This window comes from Sunxiuqinia indica, from assembly GCF_009847015.1.
Taxonomy (GTDB): Bacteria; Bacteroidota; Bacteroidia; order Bacteroidales; family Prolixibacteraceae; genus Sunxiuqinia; species Sunxiuqinia indica.
This window is the reverse complement of sequence record NZ_WVEM01000003.1, coordinates 305,631-331,476: the sequence shown is the minus strand read 5'-3', so window position 1 is coordinate 331,476 and position 25,846 is coordinate 305,631. Positions and strand designations below refer to the sequence as shown.

16 protein-coding genes are annotated in these 25,846 nt (G+C 43.1%); all 16 read left to right on the top strand.

From position 1 onward, the window contains the following. Positions 1 to 25 precede the first annotated feature (25 nt). The gene (locus tag GR929_RS06615) at positions 26 to 1,708 is read left to right on the top strand and encodes a RagB/SusD family nutrient uptake outer membrane protein (protein WP_159518150.1); all 1,683 of its coding nucleotides are present in this window, start codon (positions 26 to 28) and stop codon (positions 1,706 to 1,708) included. A 24-nt stretch (positions 1,709 to 1,732) separates the two neighbouring features. Continuing rightward, positions 1,733 to 2,605 (top strand): discoidin domain-containing protein, encoded by an 873-nt coding sequence (locus tag GR929_RS06610; protein ID WP_159518149.1) that lies wholly within the window; start codon positions 1,733 to 1,735, stop codon positions 2,603 to 2,605. A gap of 426 nt (positions 2,606 to 3,031) precedes the next feature. Then, positions 3,032 to 4,888 (top strand): BNR repeat-containing protein, encoded by a 1,857-nt coding sequence (locus tag GR929_RS06605; RefSeq protein ID WP_159518148.1) that lies wholly within the window; start codon positions 3,032 to 3,034, stop codon positions 4,886 to 4,888. A 37-nt stretch (positions 4,889 to 4,925) separates the two neighbouring features. Then, a complete protein-coding gene (locus GR929_RS06600; RefSeq protein WP_159518147.1) occupies positions 4,926 to 6,137 on the top strand; it encodes a glycoside hydrolase family 88 protein in 1,212 nt (403 codons plus the stop codon). Positions 6,138 to 6,168: 31 nt separating this feature from the next. Next, a complete protein-coding gene (locus GR929_RS06595; RefSeq protein WP_159518146.1) occupies positions 6,169 to 7,497 on the top strand; it encodes a BNR repeat-containing protein in 1,329 nt (442 codons plus the stop codon). A gap of 136 nt (positions 7,498 to 7,633) precedes the next feature. After that, positions 7,634 to 8,818, top strand: coding sequence for a CynX/NimT family MFS transporter (locus tag GR929_RS06590; RefSeq protein ID WP_159518145.1), 1,185 nt, complete (start codon positions 7,634 to 7,636; stop codon positions 8,816 to 8,818). An 829-nt stretch (positions 8,819 to 9,647) separates the two neighbouring features. Beyond that, positions 9,648 to 12,056, top strand: a complete 2,409-nt coding sequence (locus GR929_RS06585; protein ID WP_159518144.1) for an SLBB domain-containing protein — start codon at positions 9,648 to 9,650, stop codon at positions 12,054 to 12,056. Between the two features lie 494 nt (positions 12,057 to 12,550). Further along, positions 12,551 to 13,096, top strand: coding sequence for a helix-turn-helix domain-containing protein (locus GR929_RS06580; RefSeq protein WP_201300921.1), 546 nt, complete (start codon positions 12,551 to 12,553; stop codon positions 13,094 to 13,096). Then, the gene (locus GR929_RS06575) at positions 13,071 to 14,018 is read left to right on the top strand and encodes a hypothetical protein (RefSeq protein WP_159518143.1); all 948 of its coding nucleotides are present in this window, start codon (positions 13,071 to 13,073) and stop codon (positions 14,016 to 14,018) included. Before GR929_RS06580 ends, GR929_RS06575 begins: the two co-directional genes overlap by 26 nt. Before the next feature lie 269 nt (positions 14,019 to 14,287). Continuing rightward, positions 14,288 to 16,618 carry an SLBB domain-containing protein gene (locus tag GR929_RS06570; RefSeq protein WP_159518142.1) on the top strand — a complete coding sequence of 777 codons (2,331 nt, stop codon included), beginning with the start codon at positions 14,288 to 14,290 and terminating at the stop codon, positions 16,616 to 16,618. A gap of 973 nt (positions 16,619 to 17,591) precedes the next feature. Further along, positions 17,592 to 18,713, top strand: a complete 1,122-nt coding sequence (locus GR929_RS06565; RefSeq protein ID WP_159518141.1) for a Wzz/FepE/Etk N-terminal domain-containing protein — start codon at positions 17,592 to 17,594, stop codon at positions 18,711 to 18,713. A gap of 1,094 nt (positions 18,714 to 19,807) precedes the next feature. Then, entirely contained in the window at positions 19,808 to 21,259 is a 1,452-nt protein-coding gene (locus tag GR929_RS06560) for a UDP-glucose 6-dehydrogenase (RefSeq protein WP_159518140.1), read from the top strand. A 620-nt stretch (positions 21,260 to 21,879) separates the two neighbouring features. Continuing rightward, positions 21,880 to 22,032 (top strand): Rossmann-fold NAD(P)-binding domain-containing protein, encoded by a 153-nt coding sequence (locus GR929_RS22130; RefSeq protein ID WP_394366232.1) that lies wholly within the window; start codon positions 21,880 to 21,882, stop codon positions 22,030 to 22,032. A 252-nt stretch (positions 22,033 to 22,284) separates the two neighbouring features. After that, entirely contained in the window at positions 22,285 to 23,769 is a 1,485-nt protein-coding gene (locus tag GR929_RS06550; RefSeq protein WP_201300920.1) for a lipopolysaccharide biosynthesis protein, read from the top strand. A gap of 12 nt (positions 23,770 to 23,781) precedes the next feature. Beyond that, the gene (locus tag GR929_RS06545) at positions 23,782 to 24,852 is read left to right on the top strand and encodes a radical SAM protein (protein WP_159518137.1); all 1,071 of its coding nucleotides are present in this window, start codon (positions 23,782 to 23,784) and stop codon (positions 24,850 to 24,852) included. Positions 24,853 to 24,871: 19 nt separating this feature from the next. Further along, positions 24,872 to 25,837 (top strand): polysaccharide pyruvyl transferase family protein, encoded by a 966-nt coding sequence (locus GR929_RS06540; RefSeq protein ID WP_159518136.1) that lies wholly within the window; start codon positions 24,872 to 24,874, stop codon positions 25,835 to 25,837. The last annotated feature ends 9 nt before the right edge of the window (positions 25,838 to 25,846 follow it).

The following is a 25,846-nucleotide window of genomic DNA, read 5'->3' as shown; positions in this document are numbered from 1 at the left end:
TCTTAAATTTAACATCTACAGAATCATGAAAATAAAGAATATAATAATAAGCTCATTTCTTCTCTTATCGGTCTCCGCTTGTGAGGAAGACATGAATTACAATGAATTTGTTAGCTACAATCAGGAGCAGGTATTTTCCAGCTTCGACCGAACAATGAACTATGTAACTAACATTTACAGCTATTTGGATAGCGACTTTGGAAATTATAGTGGAGCGATGTTGGCGTCGGCAACCGATGAAGCCGATTACGTTTGGTCCTGGTCGGGCATTCACGACTTCTACAATGGAGCTTGGAGTGCAACGAATCCAAAGGCAGCTATGTGGTCTAACATGTATGCCGGAATTCGTGCTGCAAATTTTTTCCTGGAAGCATCGCAAGGGCAAACGTACGATGATTTTAAGTACAATAAGGATTACAACGAACAAATGGAGCGTTTTAGCCGCTACCAGCACGAAGTGCGCTTTTTAAGAGCATACTTCTATTTCAACCTGGTACGTCAATATGGCGATGTGCCGTTTACAACGTCGGCACTGACCGAAGAAGAGGCAAATTCATTGTCTAGAACGCCTGCCAGCGATGTATTCGATTTCATCATCACCGAATGCAATGATATTGTCAATCGCTTACCTTCATCCTATAGTGATTTAGCCTACTCTGAAACCGGACGTATCAACCGCGCCGCGGTCTTAGCTTTAAAAGGGCGAACTCTATTGTATCAGGCGAGCCCCTTATTCAATACTGCAAATAGCAGTGAGCTATGGAAAGAAGCTGCTTTGGCTAATAAAGCAGTCATTGATTCGTGTGCTGAATATGGTATAACACTCGGGGCTTACACTGATCTGTGGGGAACCGATAATTACAAAGCCGCCGAAATAATTCTTACTCGACGCCTTGGGGATTTAAATGCTTTGGAAACACTTAATTATCCTGTCGGTGTTGAAGGAGGACATTCCGGTAACTGCCCGACTCAAACGTTGGTTGATGCCTATGAAATGAAAGCAACAGGCTTGTTATGGAATGAACCAGGCAGCGGATATGATCCGAACAGTCCCTATGAAGGCAAAGATCCTCGTTTTGCAATGACAATCGTTAAAAACGGTGACCTGGGGTGGCCCGGTTACAACTCCAATGAGATTCAAACTTATGTTGGCGGACTAAACGGTGCACCACTTTCGGGAGCTACGCAAACCGGTTACTATTTGAAAAAGTACTTAGACCCTTCGGTAGATTTGCGTCCGAACAGTTCAAATAGCAAAAGACATTCTTGGATAACTTATCGTTTAGGTGAGTTTTACCTGAACTATGCTGAAGCTGTTTTCAACTACCTGGGTTCCGCCGATGCTACGAATGCCGACTTTCCGATGTCGGCTACAGAAGCCGTAAATGTTATTCGTCAGCGTTCTGATGTAGCAATGCCGGCACTCGAGATAGGATTGAGCAACGATGATTTTGCCAAGAAATACGAAAATGAGCGTATGGTTGAGTTAGCATTTGAAGGACATCGCTTCTGGGATGTCAGACGCTGGAAAGAAGGCGATAAATTTAGCAGCATCACCGGAATGAAGATTAGGAAAATCGGTGATGAGTCGTATAGTTACACACGTATTACGATACCGAGATCATGGGATGACAAAATGTACTTCTTCCCGATTCCGGACAGCGAAATACGCAAAAATCCGAACCTGACTCAAAATACAGGTTGGTAATTGGTAACCTTTAAAATTGAATTTATGAAACGTTTATTGATATATGTCGCCGTTGCAATAGTTACAATTGCAGCAGCAAGTTGCGATAAAAACTTTGAAGTGATTGAGGAGTCCGGCGCAACTACCGGAACACCGTCACAAGTTGAATCAATTACCGCTGATTCATTGCCCGGACAAATCGTATTACATTGGAAAGTACCCAGTGATTCGAATTACTATCTTTTAAAAATTAATTACTACGATTACCTAACGGAAAGAGAAGTTTTTAAAGTCGCTTCGGTTTATGAAGACTCTTTGGTGATTGATAATACACGCGCCAAGTTCGGAGAGTATGAATTTACTTTTCAAACATTTAACCAGAACAACAAGGCTAGCGCTGCGTCGACAATACAAGCGTTGTCGGGCATTACCCCGGCAACCGAGACCATTACAACGACTGAGATTGCCTTAACTGCCGATCAACTGAGCACAAACAACCAGGAACCGTCAGAAGGACCAATTGCGAACTTGATTGACGGAAATAACAGCAGCTTTTTTCATACCCGCTGGAGTTCTCCGCAAATTCCAATGCCACAATATATCCAGATCGACTTGAATGAGCCAATAGACAATTTTCAGTTCTATTTTGTGAACAGAGAATGGTCGCAGGTTGGTGCCGAGATTGCCGAAGTGCAAATTAGCAACGATGGAGAAAGCTGGGAAACAGTTCAAACAATTAGTGCCGGACTACCATCAGGTGGTGGCGCCGATTATACATCTCAAATTTTCCGAATGAATCACTCATTTACGTATTTCAGATACAATGTTGTCCAAACTTATGGGAGTAAAAATTACTTCAATATGGCGGAGTTCCGTTTGTATGACATCGAAATTGAAACTTATGATCCGGAGTTATAAAACAACTAAATAGCTTTTTTTAGAAATGGGAGAAGACCGCATTGGCCATTCTCCCATTTTTTTTACGTTTTTTATAAGGTATTCTAAGAAATATTGCTTTTTTTTTGAGGGTAGACAAGGCTTTTATACGTCATAAAATATATAGGTTTAAAAAACTAGATTAATCAAAAGGCATGTGTAATTTTGAAACACATGAATTTTACCATTCCTTAGAAATCAGTGTTGTCCGGGAAAAAGAAAAACTTGGGTGATGCGAGAAACGAATGAAAATAGAACAGTTGATATTCTACAAGATGGAATTATGGGCTAAAGCCCGGACGCTCTGGTGCGATGACTAGTGAATGCCAGATATGACGCGGGCTTTAGCCCATCATTTAAGATTTTAACCGGACACTAATGATTCTTTAGAAATAATAAATCGAAAAAATGAATAAAAATATTTTGAGCTTGTTGGTCGCAACTTTCATTCTGGTAAGTTGTTCAAAAACCACAGAAAAGCAGGAGAAGCAACAAACAACACCATACGTAGTAGCCGAAGAAGGAGCCTGGTGCTGGTTTGCCGATCCGCGTGCCATCCACTATGAAAATGAAGCGGGAACGATTAATAAAACGTTTATCGGCTATATCGATATTCATGGCAACATTAAAGCAACGCAGCACGATTTTATAAGCAAGCAAACACAAGAGGTATTAATCCGATCCTGGTTTCAGCCGGACGATCATAACAATCCAACCTTTTTAATACTGCCCGATGAGCGGGTGATGGTCTTCTACTCCCGACATACTGATGAGCCTTGCTTTTACTATCGGGTATCCAACAATCCCGGAGATATCACTGATCTGGGCCCGGAACTAAAAATTGAAACAAAATACAACACCACCTACCCCTCCCCTTTTATCCTTTCCGACGATCCGGAACATTTTTACTTATGCTGGCGGGGCATTAGCTGGCATCCAACCATCGCCAAATTATCGATCCCCGACCAGGAAGGACAGGTTGAACTAGTCGACGGGCCAACCCAAATCGTTCAGTCCACTGCTTCCAGGCCTTATGCCAAGTATGTCAGCAACGGCAAAGATAAAATTTACATGGCCTATACCACCGGGCATCCTGATCCGACGATGCCAAACTACCTGTATCTGAACTACATCGACATTGATAAAATGGAGCTCAAGGACATCAATGGTAAAGTACTCGCAAAAATTGGGGATGAGCTGCACCAGGTTGCCGCAACAGAAGCCTATCAACAAAAATATGGTCAGGCTGTAGTTGATCAGACACAACTTCGGGACTGGCTTTGGCAAGTAGTGCTGGACGAAAATGAACACCCGGGAGTCGCCATGGTGCAGATCAGTGAGGACAAAAGCTCACATGACTATTACTATGCCAAGTGGACCGGATCGGAATGGCGGAAGACGTTCCTAAGCAATGGCGGCGGGCATTTTCACCAATCGCCGGACATTGAAAAGTGCTACAGTGGGGGCATGGCTATTGATGATCAAAATCCGAACGAAATTTATTGCTCCGTGCCCGTTGATGGTAAACACGGCGAAGTTTACGAGTTGATCAAATACACCATCGACGAATCGGGTGCCATCAGTCACACCGATACATTAACCAACGATTCGGAGTTAAATAATGTACGCCCGTTTATTGTTTCCAACAGGGCCGATTCTCCATTGAAATTGACGTGGATGAACGGTAACTATTACGATTGGATTGTAAGCAAAAAGCGCCCGTTGGGATTCTGCACATCTATTTTTGCAGACTATAACCTGACCCAGGATGTTGCGTTGAACAAGGGTTTAGTCTCTGATGATTCGCTAACCAACCAAACAGTTAAACTCCCGGATTCGAAGGAGTTTTCCGTTTTTCTGAACATCAGCTTGGATACAGCGAATTACTCCGGAGCATTGCTGACAAGCAACAAATTTGAGTACGGATTGAGTACCGAAACCGCGAAACCATACCTTCGTTATGACGAACAAGTAGCCAGCAGTAACAATATACTGGGTAACTCCGATCGCTGGAAAACAGCTAATCGCTCAACAGGCGGTGTTTGGTATAATCCGGTGAAGTACACCTCCATTCGCTTGACATTGGTTTTTGCAAATGGGACATTAATCACTTATATCAATGGACTAATCGATCAGGTGATGGAACTGGATGAGTGGTCTGTGAAGCAAGTAAACCTTGAGAAGCTGATCCTGAAAACCAACGATTACAAAGTCTATAACCGCAAGTTGAATTACACCGAAATCAAAAAGCTCTCTGAAAAATAATACATCTATAAATCAAACACACAAACATCAACAAATCATGCTTAAACAACTATCGATCGTAATACTAGCCCTGGCAACCCTGTTTGCCTGTACGGCTCCTGAACCGAAAGAAAAAGCGTTGGAACAAGTCATTAATGAGTCGCTCGACTTTGCCACCCACCAAAGTTTATTGATGGCCGAATCACTGAAAGATCAGCCGGATCGTTTACCACAAACGATCGACGACGAAGGCAAGCTGGTCACCTGCAGCTCCGACTGGTGGGTAAGTGGTTTTTTTCCGGGCGTACTTTGGTATTTGTACGAAAACAATCCTTCTGACTCCTTGAAAAACTGGGCCATCAACTACACGCTGCGTGTAGAAGATCAAAAATATACGACTGACAACCACGATGTTGGATTTATGATCTTCTGTAGCTTTGGTAATGCCTTTCGGTTGACCGGTGATTCAGCATACAAAGAAGTCATCCACACCGCTTCCAATTCCTTGATCACCCGTTTCAATCCCACCGTCGGCTGTATTCGTTCGTGGGATTCGGCCCCCTGGAGTAAGCAATGGCAGTTTCCGGTCATCATCGATAACATGATGAACCTTGAAATGCTGGAATGGTCAGCGAAAACCTTTGAAGACACAACCTACAGTCATATCGCCGAAACACATGCCAATACCACCATGGAAAATCATTTTCGCGATGATTACAGCAGTTACCATGTGGTTTCCTATGACACCATCACCGGTGAAGTGGAACGTAAAAATACGGCACAGGGCTATTCCGACGACTCGGCCTGGGCTCGCGGGCAGGGATGGGGACTGTATGGCTACACCATGATGTACCGCGAGACCGGAAATGAAGCCTATCTGAAACAAGCTGAGGGAATCGCTGATTTTATCTTAACTCATCCCAACCTCCCAGCTGACAAAATTCCTTATTGGGATTTTAATGCACCGAACATTCCTGATGCCAAACGCGATGCATCAGCCGGAGCGTTGATATGTTCTGCTTTGATTGAGTTGAGCGGTTATGTTCCGGCAGAAAAAGCAAAAGAATATCTAGCCGTTGCCGAAACGCAATTGCGTAGTTTAAGTTCGCCCGCTTACCGGGCCGAATTGGGTGAAAACGGCAACTTCATTCTGGAACACAGTGTTGGGCACATGCCAAACGGCACCGAAATCGATGTGCCGCTAACTTATGCTGATTACTATTATGTAGAAGCATTGATGCGGATGAAAAAGAAATTGGCAACGAACTAGTTGGGAAATGGCACATTTTAAAAACCTCAACATGAAACGACTAATCGGAATTTATTGCATAATAAGTATTGCGACGCTGCTTGCATCATGCGCACAAAAGAGCCAGCCTGCAATAACACCCAAAACACAACTTTCAACAATTGGAAATGGGTGGGCCGAAAATAGCATCAATGCCACTGTATTCCGAAAAAACTCAGTCGTCTCCTCCGACAATTATCAGTTTGTGGCTTATTACGACAGCTCTGCGCATGTTGTGTTGGCTCGTCGTAAACATGGCAGTAACAATTGGACAATGAAACAAACACGCTATACCGGGAATATTCGCGATGCCCATAACGTCATCAGCATTATGGTCGATGGTGATGGCTACCTGCACATGAGCTGGGATCATCACAACAATCCACTGCATTATTGCCGAAGTTTGCAAGCAGAAGGGTTAGAACTGGGAGAAATGATGCCAATGGTTGGAGAGGACGAGCAGGTGGTCTCCTACCCTGAGTTTTATGCCATGGCCGATGGAGGTCTGCTTTTCGCCTATCGTGATGGTGGTTCGGGAAACGGAAACCTCGTACTAAACCGCTACGATCAGCACACCCAAACCTGGTCGCGTCTTCAAACGAATTTAATTGACGGCGAAGGTCAGCGCAACGCCTACTGGCAAATGCATGTCGACCAACATGGAACCATTCATGCTTCATGGGTATGGCGCGAAACACCTGATGTGCACTCCAATAACGACATGTGTTATGCCTGCTCGAAAGATGGCGGACAAAATTGGGAAAAATCGACCGGTGAAAAGTATGAACTTCCGATTCGAAAAGCCACCGCTGAAGTCGTCAAAAAAATACCCCAAGGAAGCAACCTGATCAACCAAACGTCAATGACTGCGGATGAAGACAGCAATCCCTACATCGCAACTTATTATAAGGAAGCAGGCGATTCATGCACCCAGTTCCATGTCATTTATTTACACGAAGGACAATGGAAATCGTCAACCGCAACATCGCGCACGCTGGATTTTGAATTGGGCGGTGTTGGCTCGCGGAGTATTCCCATTAGCCGCCCCCAGCTAGTGATTCTGAAAAACGGAAACTCAAAGCAGTTGGCACTGGTATACCGGGATGAAGAGGTTGAAAACAATATCGTGCTGGCAACTTCATCATTAAGCAATAAATTGAATTGGACTTCTCAGCTGATCAGTCCTCACCCTGTTGACCGCTGGGAACCTTCCTACGACAGCGAGTTGCTAAAAAAACAAAACAAGCTTCATTTGTATTTTCAGCGCGTGGCGCAAGGGCAGGCAGAAACAACCATTTCGCTGCCACCTCAACCCGTCGGAATATTGGAGGTCGGATTATAAAACTAAAAAGGATGGCCTTTGCCAAAGAGGCCATCCTTTTTTTTTTGACAACAGATTCGGTCAACAATAAGTAAAAGCATTCGTTGTAAGAGAATAAAATTTTCTATTCTTTTGCACACCCCATAAAAATGCCAGGATGAATCGACAAAAAAACGACTGGTTCCAACAACGGTTGCTTCTGATTGCCGGAATTATCTTCCTGGCTTTTAACCTGCGCCCTGCGATTACCTCAGTTGGGCCATTGATTGCCACCATTCAGGAAAGCCTGGGTATTAACAACCTGAAAGCAGGATTCATTACAACCATCCCGCTAATCGCCTTTGCTGTGTTTTCTCCGTTTGTCGCCAGGATTAGTCAACGCTGGGGAAACGAACGAACCTTATTCTTTTCGCTGCTCGCTTTGCTCATCGGAATCCTGGTTCGCTTTTCTGATAACCTTTGGATTTTCTATTTCGGAACGCTCATCATTGGCTCCGGAATTGCTTTTATGAATGTCTTACTCCCAAGCATTATTAAAGCTGATTTTCCGAAACGTATCGGGTTAATGACCAGCGTATACACCACCGCCATGTGTAGCATGGCCGGCTTGGCTTCTGGAGTTAGCGTACCCCTGGCCAACGGAGCCGGTTTGGGATGGGAAAAAGCACTGGCAGTATGGGGACTCTTAGCACTGATCGGTCTTTTGCTCTGGATTCCACAACTAAAACATCGTCACCAGCCCGCAACAGTTAACGCTGAAACTCCTCCTGTAAGTTCGATCTGGAAATCAAATGCAGCCTGGGCAGTCAGTATCTTCTTTGGCTTTCAGTCATTCATTTTCTACTGTGTCGTGGCTTGGCTTCCCGCCATCCTGCTCAATAAAGGAATGAATGAACAAACGGCAGGTTGGATGCTGCTATTCGTACAGATCATCGGGCTGCCAGCAACTTTCCTCTCGCCAATCGTCGCCTTAAAATTAAAACGAATGTGGATGTCTGTCGCGGTCATCGGACTGATTAATCTGTTGGGATTTGCCGGACTAATCGTCTTTCATCAAACAAGCTTGCTGATTAGCTCCATTGCATTGATCGGTTTATCAACCGGAGGAAGTATCAGCCTGGCCTACCTGATTATCAGCTTAAAATCGAAAGACCCGGAGCAAGCCACGCAATTATCAGGAATGGCGCAAGCCGCAGGATATTCTCTCGCAGCCATAGGACCAGTATTCCTGGGGTTTACTTACGACCATACAGGTTCGTGGATTTATCCGATCCTGATTATCCATTTGGCAAACCTTCTCATGCTGAGCTTTGGTATCCGTTCAGTCCTGCCAAAGACCTGAATTTAACCGGCAACACACTAACCGGCAACTGATATCCGGTTTCACATTTCAATACACATCCAAGTTGACTTCCGTTTGCAATAACCTCTACCGATCCGTCATTCCCCTACTTCTCAAAAATATACCGAACAACTGTTTCTTCTCCGGCTTTAACCATTACATCCGCCCGCTCTGTATCGGGTCCAATAAACAATGCTCAGAAACCAACTAAAAACAGGGTGATTCTTGTTATTATTTCAAATCGTTATTCAGAGTGATTATAAACGACAAAGCCAGAGTCAAAATCAACACACATCAGTCCCCACTAATCGTGATTTCAGAATCATTAGCTGCCACTTCATACTAAAAAGATAAATACGAACCCATGACATCTTCCAATCGGTATTCAGTCTTAAAAAATAAAACCCAAAAAACACCGTTCATGAGCTAAAAAGGCTTGTTTATGTAGAAAAACAAGCAACTCATCAAACTTTACACTCTCCTAACATTAACTTAATATAATTAAGTACTTTTGTTCGCTGGTTCTTGCAGCTGTATCAATCTCAATAGATGATAAAAAAAACGAACTCTGCAATTGGGTCTTCAGGAAGCACAGTTTTGAAAAGTTAACATCTGCGAATATGAAAAGTAAAACACACAAATCGGTTGAAAACAACAGAAACCTCCAAAAAGGCAAACAGATATCTATTTTTCACCACGAAAGAGCAACCTTTATCGGTTAAAAACATCATACACTGTAATACAAACAACAACGTTGCGCAGCTTCATTTCACACGAACAATAAATAAGTCAATTTTACACGATTAACACACATAGAAAAAGGGACATAATGCATCTAAAACAAACCTGTAAAGCAACCATTACGCTCACGCTACTACTCATTCACCTATTATCAACGGCACAAGTTCAGCCCAATATTCAGGTTGATAAATTAAGCGATAAACAAGTAGAGCAAATTGTAGAAGAAATAAACAGCCGTGGCTTAACGATGGAGCAAGCGATACAGTTAGCTAAAGCACGCGGAGCCTCCTCCCTTCAAATCGACCAGTTACAGTCCCGGATTCAAAAACTACAAATGGGTGGCAGCGAACTGACAGAACCATCGACCAACCAGGCGAGTGATCATACAACATACAGTTCCGATAGCATTTCAACGAAAACGAACATTCAGGCGACGGATAAAAACAAAAAGATCTATGGTTTTAACTTGTTCAACGCGAACAACCTGACCTTTGAACCTTCAATAAACATACCGGCACCCGACAATTATGTGGTTGGCAATAGCGACCAACTGACCATCAACATCTGGGGAGCAAGTCAGCAAACCTACCAACTTCGGGTTGATGGCAACGGAAACATCCAAATTCCCGACCTCGGCCCCGTGCATGTTGGCGGAATGAACTTCAACCAGGCCGAAAGAAAGATCATCCAACGCTTACAAGCCATTTATAGTGGGATGAGCGGTGAAAACCCGAATACCTTTGCCAGCGTAAGTATCAATAACCTGCGCTCGATAAAGGTCAACGTTGTTGGCGAAGTTAATGCTCCCGGAACCTATACGCTTCCTGCTACTGCAAGTGCTTTTAATGCGCTATACCTTTCCGGTGGACCGAACGAGAACGGGTCATTTCGCCAAATTAAAGTGCTGCGTCAAAATAAGGAGGTAGCCACTATCGATGTATACAACTTTCTGATTCATGGCAAAATCAGCAACAATGTTTCTCTACGTGATCAGGATCTGATTTTAATTCCAACCTATGAAAAGCGGGTTGAACTATCGGGTGCCTTTAAACGGGAAGGCTACTTTGAGCTTACTGAACAGGAGACTTTGGCCGACCTGATTAGCTATGCCGGCGGGTTTACTGACCAGGCCTACCAGGAACGACTGACCATTACCCGAACAACGGGTCGCGAACTAAAAGTAGTGGATGTAACCCGCGATAATTTTGATCATTTCATCCTTCAGAATGGAGACCTGATTGAAGCCGGAGAAATTATCGATCGCTATGAAAACAGGGTGAGCATCGAAGGGGCTGTTTTCCGTCCCGGCACTTATGCCCTTACCGATGGCATGCAGCTGTCTGACCTAATCAGAAAAGCTGACGGCGTAAAAGAAAATGTATTCAGCAACCGTGGAGTACTTCTGCGTTTGGGAGCCGACCTCACGCCACAAACCACCGCCTTCAACGTTTCAGAGATCGTCAGTGGTGATACTGACATCGCGCTAAAGCGTGAAGACCAGGTGATCATCAAGGATATTTTCAGTATGCGCGAAAGCCGTTTTGTCCGGATCTTTGGGCAAGTGCAAAATCCGGGCGAATACGAATACCTGGAGCAAATGAGCTTGAAAGATCTCATCTTTTTATCAGGAGGCTTTACCGAAGCGGCCAGTTCATCTTTCATCGAGCTGGCACGTCGCCACGATCACGAAACCGCGGCAACGGTAACCAACCAGCTGTCATCGCTCTTCCAGTTCGACATTAGCCGGGATTTGGAGCTCGACCAGGATGATGCCACTTTCGAATTAAAGCCTTTCGATTACATCTACGTACGTAAAGCTCCTTCGTACAACCAACAACGAACCGTCACAATTCAGGGCGAAGTTGTTTATCCCGGCCCCTATAGTCTCCGCAGCAAAACAGAACGAATTTCCGATTTGATTAAGCGTTCGGGAGGATTAACACCGCAAGCGTTTAGCAAAGGGGCGATATTACAGCGGCAGCAAATGGAAGAAGAGATTGTCAAGCAGTCGATCCATGCGGCTCTGGACGACAGCCTGACTGAAAAAGCACAGGAACAACTCACTGGCTACCGGAAACTGGAACTCCGTTTAGCAGACATCATGGCAAATCCGGGATCATTGTACGATTATATTTTGCGTGAAGGCGACCAGATCATTGTCCCTGAGGAAGTGCAGGAAGTAAGCATTTCGGGCGAAGTGCTCAATCCGATTGGGCTGGCCTATCAACCCAACAAATCGCTGAAATATTACATCAACCGATCAGGCGGATTTAGCAGCGATGCAAAAAAAGGAAAGGTATTCGTTATTTATAGCGATGGAACAACCAAGGTCACCAAAGGACTGTTTAACAGAAGTTACCCCAAACCGGAGCCCGGCAGCCAGATTGTTGTTCCCTCAAAACCCGAACGACCACAAGGAGACAACACCTCAAAATGGCTGGCTATTGCCAGTACGTTTTCATCACTTGCCGTAGCCGTAGCCGCTTTATTACGATAAAACCTGACCGAATTCAACCACCGAATAAAATCAAATTCGGTTAAAAAACGAAGAAATAAAACCCCAAAATGTTCGTTCATGAGTGGAGCACTTCGTTCATAAAAAAAAATGAATCGTTCATTAAATTTTACGTTAAGCTAACATACATTTAAACATATTGAGTAATTTTGCTACTCATTAACGTCTGTTTTCTTATAGGCGTTGTCTATTTTCAATCGAAGCCAAACTCAGCAAATTGGGACTGAGGAGGCGGAGCTGTGAAACGTCGGCACATCACAAAGACAAGAACTTACGAACGCACGAGAACTGAAAACCAATAACCAACATTCACACCCCAGCGATCTTAGCCGACCCTAAAGTCCCCCCTCAGGAGATATCGGGATGAAAACGAAAGAACAAAATCACGAACGTACGAGATTATCGACAATTATTAACTGATAACCGAAAACCGGCAACCAAAGACCAACGCTCATTACCCCTAATAACACACGCACATGCTCGAAGCCTTAATCACCTCAAAAACAAGAATTAAAATATTACTCAAGTTCTTCCTGAACAAGACGAACAAGAGTTACTTGCGAAGCATGGAACAAGAGTTCGGTGAATCATCCAATGCCATCCGAATTGAGCTAAACCGTTTTGAAAAAGCGGGGTTGCTAAAAAGCTATTTTGATGGTAATAAAAAGTATTTTCAGGCAAATACAGAGCACCCTTTGTTTAATGATATCAATAGTATCATTTTAAAAATGGTGGGAATTGATACCATCATTGAAAACATTGCACAACGGTTAAAAAATGTTGATGCTGCATACCTGTCCGGTAATTTTGCACAGGGCATCGACTCCAAAATAATCGATATCATACTGATTGGAAATCAGATCGACAGCAACTTGATTAACAACTACATCAACAAGGCAGAGAAAATAATAGACCGAAAAATACGTTACATTACCATTCAGAAAGAGGAAATGAATGATTACCTGAAAAACACCCCAACGCTATTGATATGGACCAATGATCAATCAATTCCTAAAGAATAAAAGTAGATTTAGAGAAAAAGAAGCCAAATTAGTTGACGCGAGCACAAAGTCCGATCTGAAAATCAATCCAATTTCATACTCAATCAATATGTTTCCAATCAATCCGACGAGGATCAAAATAAGAATGCTATTAACCGGCTTAATCCTTTGCTGCTCAGGAATAGCAAAAAGCAATCCACCCGGAGAAATCGGCCAAAACCAATGGATCATTTCTTTCCAACCGGGCATAAATAGAATTTTCACTGAGTTTACACCATCCCTTAGCTTTCTCGAAAATGAATTTAGTCATGATCCGACGTTTTCGTTTGATCTTGCACTTTCTCACACATTGGGAAAACACTGGGAAACAGGAGCCAATCTCACACTTAGCAAGCTAAAAGGCTCCAGCGAGCTTCCTGATTTTTCAGCATTTGGAAATCATGCTGCGTTTTTAAGCTTATACCAGGCACCCGTAAACTACGAAACCGAAAGCAAATCGCTCTACGCATTCATCCGTTATTATTTCAGGGAGTTTATCAGCCTGAGCAAAAACAACATCCGCATTGACCCCTTTGTCGAAATGGGTATTGGAGGAAACCAATTCAAAACCCAGTTAAATTATGACGAAGTTCCGGCGGGGGAAGATTCACCGAACATTTTCAAGAAAGGACAAGGCTATAACCCGCTGCCCGGCAGTTCGGCCCAATATACGACAGGAGCAGGAACATTAATTAATTTCAAACACAACTGGAACCTTTTTTTATCCTTCAACCTGGACCTGATCAATTCGGATGTAATGGATGCCGTGCATAATTACACAAGCAAAGGTGATCGCAACCATGCGAAAACATTGATTACCCGACTCAAAGTAGGCGTGACAGTTCCGCTATCGAACCCGGTACAACAAAGCAACTATTATATGCCATGGGCACCCGGACGTTAAAGGAAAAATACACCGCATGAAAAAACCGGATGTTTATTTTCAGATTTTCACAAGCTGCGTCATTAATTTTCAGTCAGGATTAACTTGCATTCGTTTATAATTTATATCTTTCAATTGAAAGACAGGAAACTCAGGTATAATCGTTCCGTATGTGTCCGGTTTTACCCGCTCGTTTCACACAATAAAAAAGCAACAAAGTAAACTCATAAAAGATATCGAATCGAAACTTTATCAATATACTATTCACGTCCCCTTAAATTAACACCATCATGAAATTCTTGTCATCTCTCCTATTTCTGGTATTTATCTGCTTTGCTATTCAATTGAAAGGGCAAGAGGTTCCTCAAAATATTAATGTGAAGGAGCTGAGCAATGACCAAGTCAAGAAAGCCAAAGAAACGCTTGATCAGAGTGGATTGTCGCGCGAAGCCGCTATTGAGGTGGCCCGACAAAAAGGAGCCAGTGAGCAACAGATTCAGGATATGCTCAACAGGATGGACGGTCTGGACAACCAACAATCACCGATGGACGACTCGCAAATGCTGGAAGAAGGTGTAGAAGAAAACACGGCAGATGAAGAGACAACAACCACCCAAAAGGCTGCGATCAACACTCCCCGGAACACCCGGTTTGGTGCGTTCCTTTTCAGGAGAAGTAATGTTAGTTTTGAGCCCAACCCCAATCTGCCGACTCCAAAAAACTATCGCATTAACATTGGGGATCAAATCCTGATTGTCATTTGGGGCAACTCGCAAGCATCCTATCAACTGATTGTAAATAGAAACGGGCAGGTCATTATCCCCGATATTGGCCCGGTTAATATTGCCGGACTCCCTTTTGCCGATGCAGAACAAAAATTAACCGGCAAGCTATCGACCATTTATGCTGATATGAAAGGCCAAAAGCCCAGTACCTTTGCACAGATCGACTTAGGCAAAATGCGCTCCATCAAAGTCAACATCATTGGTGAAGCGCAAACCCCCGGTTCATATACACTACCGGCAACAGCCAGTATTTTCAATGCCTTGTACCTCTCGGGCGGCCCCAACAGCATTGGTTCATTTCGCGAAATCCAACTGTTACGAAACAACCAGCTTTTTAAAACCATCGACATCTACAAATACCTGCTTGGTGGCGACCTGTCAGAAAATATCATTTTACAGGATGAAGATATTATCTTTATTCCAACCACTCTCAAGCAAGTTCAGGTGGATGGGGCTTTTAAAAGAACCGGTCAGTTTGAGCTCAAAGAAAATGAAAAACTGTCACAGCTAATCACCTATGCCGGAGGTTATACAGATGAAACCTATACCCACCGCATGAAGCTTTACCGGAAAACACAGGAAGGAATGGAAATCAAAGACTTTACAGAAGATCAGATTTCATCCATGAAACTTAAAAACGGCGACCGGTTAATCGCATCAAAAATTCTGAATTCTTTTGCCAACCGGGTAACCATCAGCGGTTCCGTCCTACGTCCCGGAGAATATGAGCTGACCAACAACTTCAAACTCTCGGAGTTAATCTCCAGGGCCGACAGCATTACACCCGATGCCTATTTAAAAGGTGGGCATCTTATTCGTTATAATGACGACCTGTCGACCAAGCTGATTACTTTTGAACTCAAAGATATCCTCAACGGCACACAGGACATTTTTCTTCAACCCGAAGATGAGATCCGGATAAAGTCACACTTCCAACTGGAAGAGCCGGAGACCGTGCGCGTTTCAGGCCAGGTCAACAACCCGGGATCTTTCTCCTATATGGATGGGATGACCTTGCGCGACGTCATTTACCTGGCCGACGGATTTAGAGAAGGAGCCGACAGCACCGCCATTGAAGTATCGCGTCGCTTAGGTCCCGAAAAAGAAGCTGAGTACGGTGATACCCTGCGTTACACCTTCTATTTCTCCTTAGACCGCAAGCTGAACATGGATTCACCAACCGGCCGGTTTCTGATCCAGCCGTCCGACCGCATCTCAGTGCCAACAGCTCCCGGATACATGCAACCCGGGGAAGTATACATTCAGGGCGAAGTAATACGGGCCGGCGAATATGCCCTAAACACCCGGGGCATGAGAATTACCGACCTGCTAAGTAAAGCGGGAGGACTTACACCCGATGCATTTCCACAAGGAGCTATCTTCAGGCGCAACAACGAGACCCTGGGCAGCGAGGTTGTTGGCATTGAGCTGCAAGAGATTATCAACAACCCGAATAGCCGAAACGATCTTTTTTTGATGAACGGGGATGTACTCAGTATACCCAAACGCTTACAAACTGTAAAAGTGAGTGGTAATGTCCTGAATCCACTATCGCTGACTTTTGAACCCGGCAAATCAGTATTGTATTATGTCGATAAAGCAGGTGGCTTCGACGAAGATACACGCAAGCGGAAAGTTTACGTAAAGTACCCTAATGGAACAACAGCCTCCACCCATGGATTTTTGTTTAAAAATTATCCGGAGGTCAACGCTGGAACAGAAATCATTGTTCCCCGAAAACCCGAAAACAATCGCCCGGATCAAACCGGAAAATGGATTTCAATTACCAGTGCCCTATCCTCTCTGGCCATTGCCATTACAGCGGTGCTGAGATAAAACAACAGAAGCCGGATATTCAGATTTAAGATATTAGACCAAGATGCTGGAATCAAGATTTATAGACAATCAGATTTTCGGATGACCAGAGGGTTGGATGGTGAGATGGTGAGATAGCGGCAATCCGCTAAAAGATCCGGAAACAAGTTCAGGATGAAGACTCTATCGCTTGGGACAGCCAAGTCCCCCACTTCGCCAACAGGCGAAAAGCCCGGCCTACGAAGGTTTTGATCTAGAAAACAAGGGAAGGAAACAGCAATGGCACTCGCTAAGAAAACCCTGTTTGACGACTGCAAGGAGGAGTTTGGTTTTCGGGAAGTGACTGACCCGCCGGTTTTCATCCGTTTATATTTTTTATTTTCAATGGTAACGTATGGAACTCCCGATGAAATTTAATCATGCTTGTTTGTGAAATATCGCAGATTAAATTTCATGTTCGTTTCGTTCAAAAGCATCGTCAGCCTTGACTTTTTTTCCTGGTTTTTGTGTCAAGACAAAAATCAGGTCCCGTCTGGAAAGACAAAAACATAACCGGGGTTTGGGGAAACGGCCCAACACAAGGAAACAACCACCTCCCCCGGCGCTACGCTTGGGTACTCCTCCTTAAATAGGAGGAGAAAGGGCCCGGCACTATAATCTTGGGGCAGTCAATCCCCCACTTCGCCGCAAGGCGAAAAGCGCGAGGGCCTTCAAAACGCCCGGCCGAGGGTTCGGTTTGACTTGATTTTTCTTTGTTTCATCTCATTAAAATTGCTTATTTCATTTGCATTCGATGTAACTCACGATGAATTTTAATATGCTTGTTTGTGAAATATCGCAGATTAAAATTCATGTTCGTTTCGTTTCTTTTCATATAATTCTATTGTTTATTTTAATGGCATTATATGGATCTTTCGATTCATCGGAAAAGAAATGAAATGGGTTTTGGGGCAACGTCCCAACAACAGCAAACAACAGACATCAAATAACCAACATGACAACAAATCAAGAAAACACGCCCACACAACAGTCAGCTGCCAACAACGACGAAATCGACTTGATTGCTCTGGTAAAAGACCTTTGGGATGGCCGCCGTACCATCATCACGTATATCCTTATTGGTGCGGTACTGGGACTGCTTATTGCCATACTCACACCCAAGGAGTACACGGTACAAACCACCATGGTTCCGCAAAGTGCCCAGTCCGGAGGATCAAAATTAGGAGGCCTGTCCTCGCTAGCTGCAATGGCCGGATTTAACATGGATATGAGCAGCGGTACAGAAACGCTCTCCCCCATGGTCTATCCGAAAATCATGCAGTCCGTTCCTTTTCGACTCGAATTAATGAACAGCAGCTTTCAAATTGACGGCATCGATCAACCGGTTACCTTATTCGAATACTACACCGAATACAAAAAGGCAGGCGTATTGAGCAATGTCAAGAAATATACAATCGGTTTACCCGGAGTCATCATCGGCGCTCTAAAACCAACAACCGACGACCAACAACCAATAACCGATAACCAGCTTATTACATTATCCGAAGAGGAAGACGAAGTCATCAAATCTCTCAATGAACAATTGTCATTAGAGGTCAATGATAAAGAAGGGATACTGACCCTTTCGTCCAACTTTCCTGATGCCCGGTTGGCAGCTCAGGTAGCCCATAAAGCGCAAGTTCTTTTGCAAAAATACATCACCACCTACCGAATCCAAAAAGCACAGGAGCAGCTCGACTTCATCAAAGATCGTTACCAGGAAAAGAAAGAAGAGTTTTTAGAGGCTCAAAAACGGTTGGCCCGCTTTCGCGATCAAAATAAAAACGTATCCTCGGCCATGGCGCAAACAGAAGTCGAACGCCTGCAAAGTGAATACAACATTGCCTTTTCGGTATATTCTGAACTGGCCAAACAATTGGAGCAAGCACAAATTAAGGTGAAAGAAGATGCGCCGGTACTCACCATCGTAGAACCGGTACGTGTTCCTCTCGAGAAGTCAAAACCAAACCGACCACTCATCCTGTTCATCTGGATCTTCCTGGGAGGCATCATTGGTGTTGGCATCGTCTTCGGACGACAATTTATGAGCACCATCAAACAACGCTGGAACGAGTAAGGAGAATTAGATCCAAGATACCAGAATCAAGATTTATAGACAATCAGATTTTCGGATGACCAGAGGGTTGGATGGTGAGATAACGGCAATCCGCTAAAAGATCCGGAAACAAGTTCAGGATGACGACTCTATCGCTTGGGACAGCCAAGTCCCCCACTTCGCCAACAGGCGAAAAGTGCGGCCTACGAGGGTTTTGATTAGAAAACAAGGGAAGGAAACAGCAATGGCACTTGCTAAGAAAACCTTGTTTGACGACTGAAAGGAGGAGTTTGGTTTTCGGGAGGTGACTGACCCGTAGTTTTCATACGTTTATATTTTTTATTTTCAATGGTAACGTATGGAACTCCCGATGAAATTTAATCATGCTTGTTTGTGAAATATCGCAGATTAAATTTCATGTTCGTTTCTTTCAAAAGCATCGTCTGCCTTGACCTTTTTTCCTGGTTTTTGTGTCAAGACAAAAATCAGGTTCCGCCTGAAAAGACAAAAACATAACCGGGGTTTAGGGCAACGCCCCAACACAAGCATTAAGAACGATGGCATGAGTTTACTAACTCACGCAAGTAAACAAACAAATAAACAAATGACGACTGCAAGGAGGAGTTTGGTTTTCGGGAAGTGACTGACCCGCCGGTTTTCATCCGTTTATATTTTTTATTTTCAATGGTAACGTATGGAACTCCCGATGAAATTTAATCATGCTTGTTTGTGAAATATCGCAGATTAAATTTCATGTTCGTTTCTTTCAAAAGCATCGTCAGCCTTGACTTTTTTTCCTGGTTTTTGTGTCAAGACAAAAATCAGGTTCCGCCTGAAAAGACAACTTTGACTTGATCTTTTTTGATTACTTTTTGGTATCAAGACAAAAAAGTAATTGGGGTTTGGGGAAAAGAGAACAAGACATTAGACATTAGATATTAGAACCAAGATTTTCAGACGATCGGATTTTTCAGATCGACGCTAAGTCCCCTTCAGGAAATACAGGGGCTAAAAACAAAAGAACAAACAACCAACAACCGATAATCAAAAGCAAACAACCCAAAACCCGAAACTCAAAACTCGAAACTCGAAAACTCAACTCAAAACACACAAATATGTTTCCAACTGAAATAACAAAAATTGCCTGCATTGGTGCAGGATACGTCGGAGGGCCAACCATGGCGGTCATCGCCCAACAATGCCCACACATTAAAGTAACAGTCGTTGATATCAACCCACAACGCATAGCCGACTGGAATGATGAAGACCTCAGCAAGCTGCCGGTATACGAACCCGGGCTTCCCGAGGTGGTCGCTGAAGCACGGGGCCGCAACCTGTTCTTCTCCACCGATGTGGAAGGAGCCATCAAAGAGTCGCAAATGATCTTTATATCGGTGAACACCCCCACCAAAACCTATGGCGTAGGTAAAGGCATGGCTGCCGACCTGAAGTTCGTGGAGCTCTGCGCCCGTCAGATCGCCGAAGTATCTACCGGCAATAAGATTGTGGTCGAGAAATCCACCTTGCCCGTTCGTACTGCCCAGGCCATCCGTACCATCTTAGACAATGCCAAGGGAAAACAAGGAACACCTCCACAATTTGCGGTGCTGTCCAACCCCGAGTTTTTAGCCGAGGGAACAGCTATTCCCGACCTGCACAATGCCGACCGGGTACTCATTGGCAGCGAAGACACCGAAGCCGGGAAACAAGCCGAGCGGGCTTTAGCCAACATCTATGCCAACTGGATTCCGCGCGAAAAGATCCTGACCACCCGCATCTGGTCGTCCGAACTATCGAAACTAACAGCCAACGCCTTTTTGGCACAACGCATCTCCAGCATCAACTCCATCTCCGCCCTGTGCGAACGTACCGGAGCCGATGTCGATGAAGTAGCCCGTGCCATTGGAATGGATACCCGTATCGGTTCTAAATTCCTGAAATCATCGGTGGGCTTTGGGGGCTCTTGTTTTCAGAAAGACATTTTAAACCTCGTATACCTCTGTCATCATTTTAACCTGCCCGAGGTAGCCGAATATTGGGAACAGGTGGTTAAGCTCAACGACTACCAAAAACACCGTTTTGCCAAGCAAATTATCGACAGCCTGTTCAACACCGTGTCCGGAAAGAAAATCGCTTTTCTGGGTTGGGCCTTTAAAAAAGACACCAACGACACCCGCGAATCAGCCGCCATTTATGTCGCTGACGAGCTCCTGCAAGATCGCGCCGAAATTCACGTGTACGACCCACAAGTAACCCAAGCACGTATCATTGCAGATATCGAGTACCTGCAGAGCCACAGACGTACTGACACCCTACAGGACGTCTCTCCGCTAACAACTAAAGAGATTGAAAATCTCGTCACCGTTCACAACGATCCCTACGAAGCCATCACCAACGCCCATGCCGTAGCCATCCTCACCGAATGGGACGAGTTTAAAACATACGACTGGCAACAAGTGTACAACCAAATGCTGAAACCTGCCTTTATCTTTGACGGACGGAATATCCTCGATCGGGAAACACTGGCAGAAATCGGTTTTGAATTGAAGAGCATCGGGAAAGGCTAGCCGTGTAGCAACAAGAGTCCGGATGATCGGATGATCGGATAGCCGGATAGCCCGATGATTGGATTATCGGATTTTCGGTTATTCAGACGATCAGCGATTTTCAGATGTTCAGATCGACGCTAAGTCCCCCACTTCGCCGAAAGGCGAAAAGCGCGGTCTACGAGGGTTATGATTAGAAAACAAGGGAATAGAGTTCCGCCTAAGTGATAAAAGCGTGAAGAAAATTAACCAAGATACTAGAACCAAGATCCAAGATAAGAAAGAGTAATCCGCTGAAAGATCCTGAAACAAGTTCAGGATGACGAGCCATTTGCAAGGGGCAGTCAATCCCCCCAACTTCGCCAACAGGCGAAAAGTGCGATGGCCGTCAAAACGCCCGGCGTGAACGGTTTAAACCGCCACACCCAAGCTACCAGCTAAGCGGCTCAGCCCCCAAAACGGCCTACGAAAAACTCAATGACTGGATCCCTCAGCATAAGCAGGAAGACGGACTAAAAAAGACAATCGACTTTTTTAAAACAGGTATCGGAGAGGAGTAACTCAACCGACAGTTGAAGAGATTTAAAACCTCATCACCGTTTACAACAAGCCATAAACGGAAGCAGCATCCTCTTCCTGGCATGGCCTACAAACCCAACATCGATGACGCGCGCGAATCACCGACCCTGGAGATCATGCAAACGGTAACGCACAAAGGTGGAGCGATCATCACGATCCTTAAATCTCTACGGTACAAACACAACAGGGGGCAACGCTGGATTCAATCCCCCTGACTGCCGAAACGCTGGCACAAGCCGACTGCGTTGTTTTAACAACCAACCTACTGCCTTTGACATCGCTTTTTATAAAACAACACGTACACCTCATTGTCGACCTCCGAAATATGATTGAAGAGGGTGATGAAAAGGTGTATAAATTATAAAAATAACTCACCTCCTTCATTCTCGACAGTTTAGCACAAAATGCAAATAAAATCCTCTCAATACATCTCGACCAGCAACCAACGCATAGCCAAAAATACAATCATGCTATACATTCGTATGATGTTAATTATGGCTGTATCCCTTTACACTTCACGCATTATCCTTCGAATTCTTGGCGTAGAAGATTTTGGCATTTATAATGTGGTCGGAGGAATGGTTAGTATGTTTGTATTTCTGAATGGAGCATTGAGCGCCGCAAGCTCCCGCTTTTTAGCATACGAACTTGGTAAAAATAAGGACAGCCGTCTAAATGAAATTTACAAAACCCTCATAACAATCAACTTGCTAATTGCCGTATTGGTTCTCGTTTTGCTCGAAACGATAGGATTATGGTTCCTAAACAACAAAATGGTAATACCTACTGATAGGCTTGTTGCTGCTAACTGGGTGTTTCAATTCTCGGTCTTTAGTTCGTTACTTATGTTACTGCAAATACCTCTAACATCCTCAATAATAGCGCACGAAAAGATGAGCATTTATGCCTACCTTGGAATATATGATGTTTGCATGAAGTTGATTATTGTCTTTACCTTGGACTACATTAATTCTGATAAACTAGTTATCTATGGTGCACTTCTATCACTTAATAGCATTTTAGTCTTTTTGGCCTACAATATTTATTGCAAAGTAAATTTCAATGAATATTCCTGGAAGTTTTTATTCCATCCAAGGCTTTTCAGAGAGATATTAAGCTACTCCGGCTGGAGTTTTATTGGGAGTTTTTCCAATATAATGAAACTACAAGGAGTTAACCTCTTATTAAATATATTTTTCGGACCTGCAGTTAATGCGGCCAGAGGAGTTGCCTTTCAAGTAAATATCGCGGTAAATAGTTTTACACAAAATTTTACGATAGCGATGAATCCGCAAATCATTAAAAATTATGCCAGTGGGAAATATGAAGAGATGCTTTCTCTGATAATGAAAGGCTCTAAACTTTCCTATTTCTTACTTCTCTTTTTAGGCATGCCTCTAATTTTAGAAACAGAGTTTATACTTAACCTTTGGTTAGTTGATGTTCCTCAGTATACTATTATATTTACCCGACTGGTGATTATAAACTCTCTAATTGAATCATTTACGTTTGTGCTCGGTTCAGCAATCCAGTCAACTGGGAAAATAAAATGGTACCAAATAAGCGTTGGTGGATTTTTGATACTGAATCTGCCTATTTCCTTTTGGGTACTAAAAATGGGATATCCCCCTCAAAGCACTTTATTTGTTTCAATTTCACTTGCAGTTATTGCACTTATTATTCGCCTTGCAATAATTAAGAAGGAGTTGAGCTTTTTCCCGGTAAAAGAATTCATTTTAAAAGTGTTCGTCAATGCCACCATAGTCCTAATAACATCTATGGCTGCACCAATTTATTTCGTTCTATCAATAGAAAGTGGGTGGGAACGTTTTATACTTGTATCTACCATTGGAATAATTACTTGTTTAGGAAGTATCTATTTTATTGGGTTGAACAAGAGTGACCAAAATTATATACTTACTTATATACGCAATAAAATTCAATCAAACTAGTTACCTTAATTCATGAAAAGATTTATTGAATGTCTAATTCCTGTAACAGCCTGCAATATTAAATGCAGTTACTGTTACGTTATTCAAGAAGGAAGAAGAAGTGGAGAATCTGCCAAATTTCATTACTCCCCAATACATATCGCAAATGCACTTAGTATTGAAAGACTAGGAGGTCAGTCTCTGATAAGCATCACAGGGTCAGGTGAAACAATGATCCCAAAAGAACTACCTGATATTGTCACTCAAATATTAGGACAGGGGCACTTTGTAAACATCACCACAAACGGAACACTTACTAAACGTTTTCAAAAGCTGATTGAATTAGCCAAAGAGGATATTGAAAGACTACATATTTCTTTTTCTTTTCACTATGATGAATTAGTAAAAAAGAACTTACTGAACGATTTTTTTAACAATGTAAAACTCTGCAGAGACGCTGGCGCTTCAATTTTAGTACAAATCAATTTAAGCGATGAGTATATGCCAGTTTGGGCAAAAATAAAGGAATTAGTAAAAAAAAATACAGGGGCGCTGCCACAAGTTGCCCTAACCCGAGACGAAAGTACATACCCGTTCAAAATAATGACAAAGGGTTCCAATGAAGAGTACATTAAAGTTGGAAATGAAATGGCATCGCCGTTGTTTGACTTCACGTTATCTAATTTTAATAAAAAGCAACCTGGGTTCTGTTATGCAGGAGATTGGTCTGCCAAGTTGAATTTAGTTACTGGTGAGATGACAGGCTGTTATGGTCTAGGTATTCACCAGAACATTTTCAACGATCTATCAAAACCAATAAAATTTGAAGCCATTGGAAAAAACTGCAAGTTTGGCTATTGTTTTAATTCCAGCCACTTTCTATCCTTGGGCAACATTCCCTCACAAGAAACCCCTTCATATGGAAAGTTAAGAAACAGAGAGGAAGCACATTGGTACTCCGAGACGATGAAAAAATTTTTAAATGAAAAGTTATACGATGACAATAAACAATATTCCACCATTCGACAAAGCTATGTCAATTACAAATACTCTGTAATTCATTTCCGAAGAGCTGTTCAAAACAAGATAAAATCACTTTTATAAAACTATAAATCATTTTAGGATGGACAGACAACTTTCCAAAATTGTCATACAAAAGATCAAACCTCTTATCAATTCCAATTACATTTTTCTCGACCTCCCCTACTACACAAATATTGGAGACACATTAATATGGAAAGGAACTGAAGAGTTTTTAAAGAAAATGCCCTACAAGTGTTTGTACAGAGCATCGATTGAAACCTATAATAAGCCCTCGATATCAAAAGATACAACCATACTATTACAAGGAGGTGGTAATTTTGGCGATATATGGCGTCGGCATACCGAGTTTTGCATCCGTGTAATGAAAGACTTTCCGGAGAATCCTATAATTATTCTTCCTCAAACTGTCTATTACGTAAATAACAAAATTCTTAAGCAAGATGCTTTGGAAATGGGGAAACACAAAAATGTATCGATTTGTGCCAGAGATCACATTTCGTACAAGCTACTGGTTAATAATTTCTCAAAAAATAATATTCTCTTGGCTCCCGATATGGCTTTCTGTATCTCTAATCAATTTCTTAATCGCTACGCAAAAAGAGAACAAAACAAAGTCCTATTTTTCAAACGCAAAGATAAGGAACTTCAGGATTACGATTTTAAGAGATACCTCCCTGAGAGGGAAACTATAGACCAAAGAGAATGGCCAAGTATGGACCAAAGCTTAGTCCCCACCAAAATCTTAAATGCACTATTTCGTGGACTTTGCATATCGAGAAAAATAGGATTTGGACACAAACAAATATCACAACTCATTGACCTATATGCCAATGAAGTCTATATGCCCTTCTTACTAAAAATAGGTATTCGTTTTCTCAGCCAATACAAATATGTCTATACAACCCGCTTACATGGAGCAATACTATCCATTCTTCTTAAAAAACCGCTTACTTTTTTTGACAACTCCTACGGAAAAAATAGTACATTCTTTGATAGTTGGTTGAAAGACTTTAAAAATATCAAATTAATAAAAACAGAAAACTAGATCGACTCA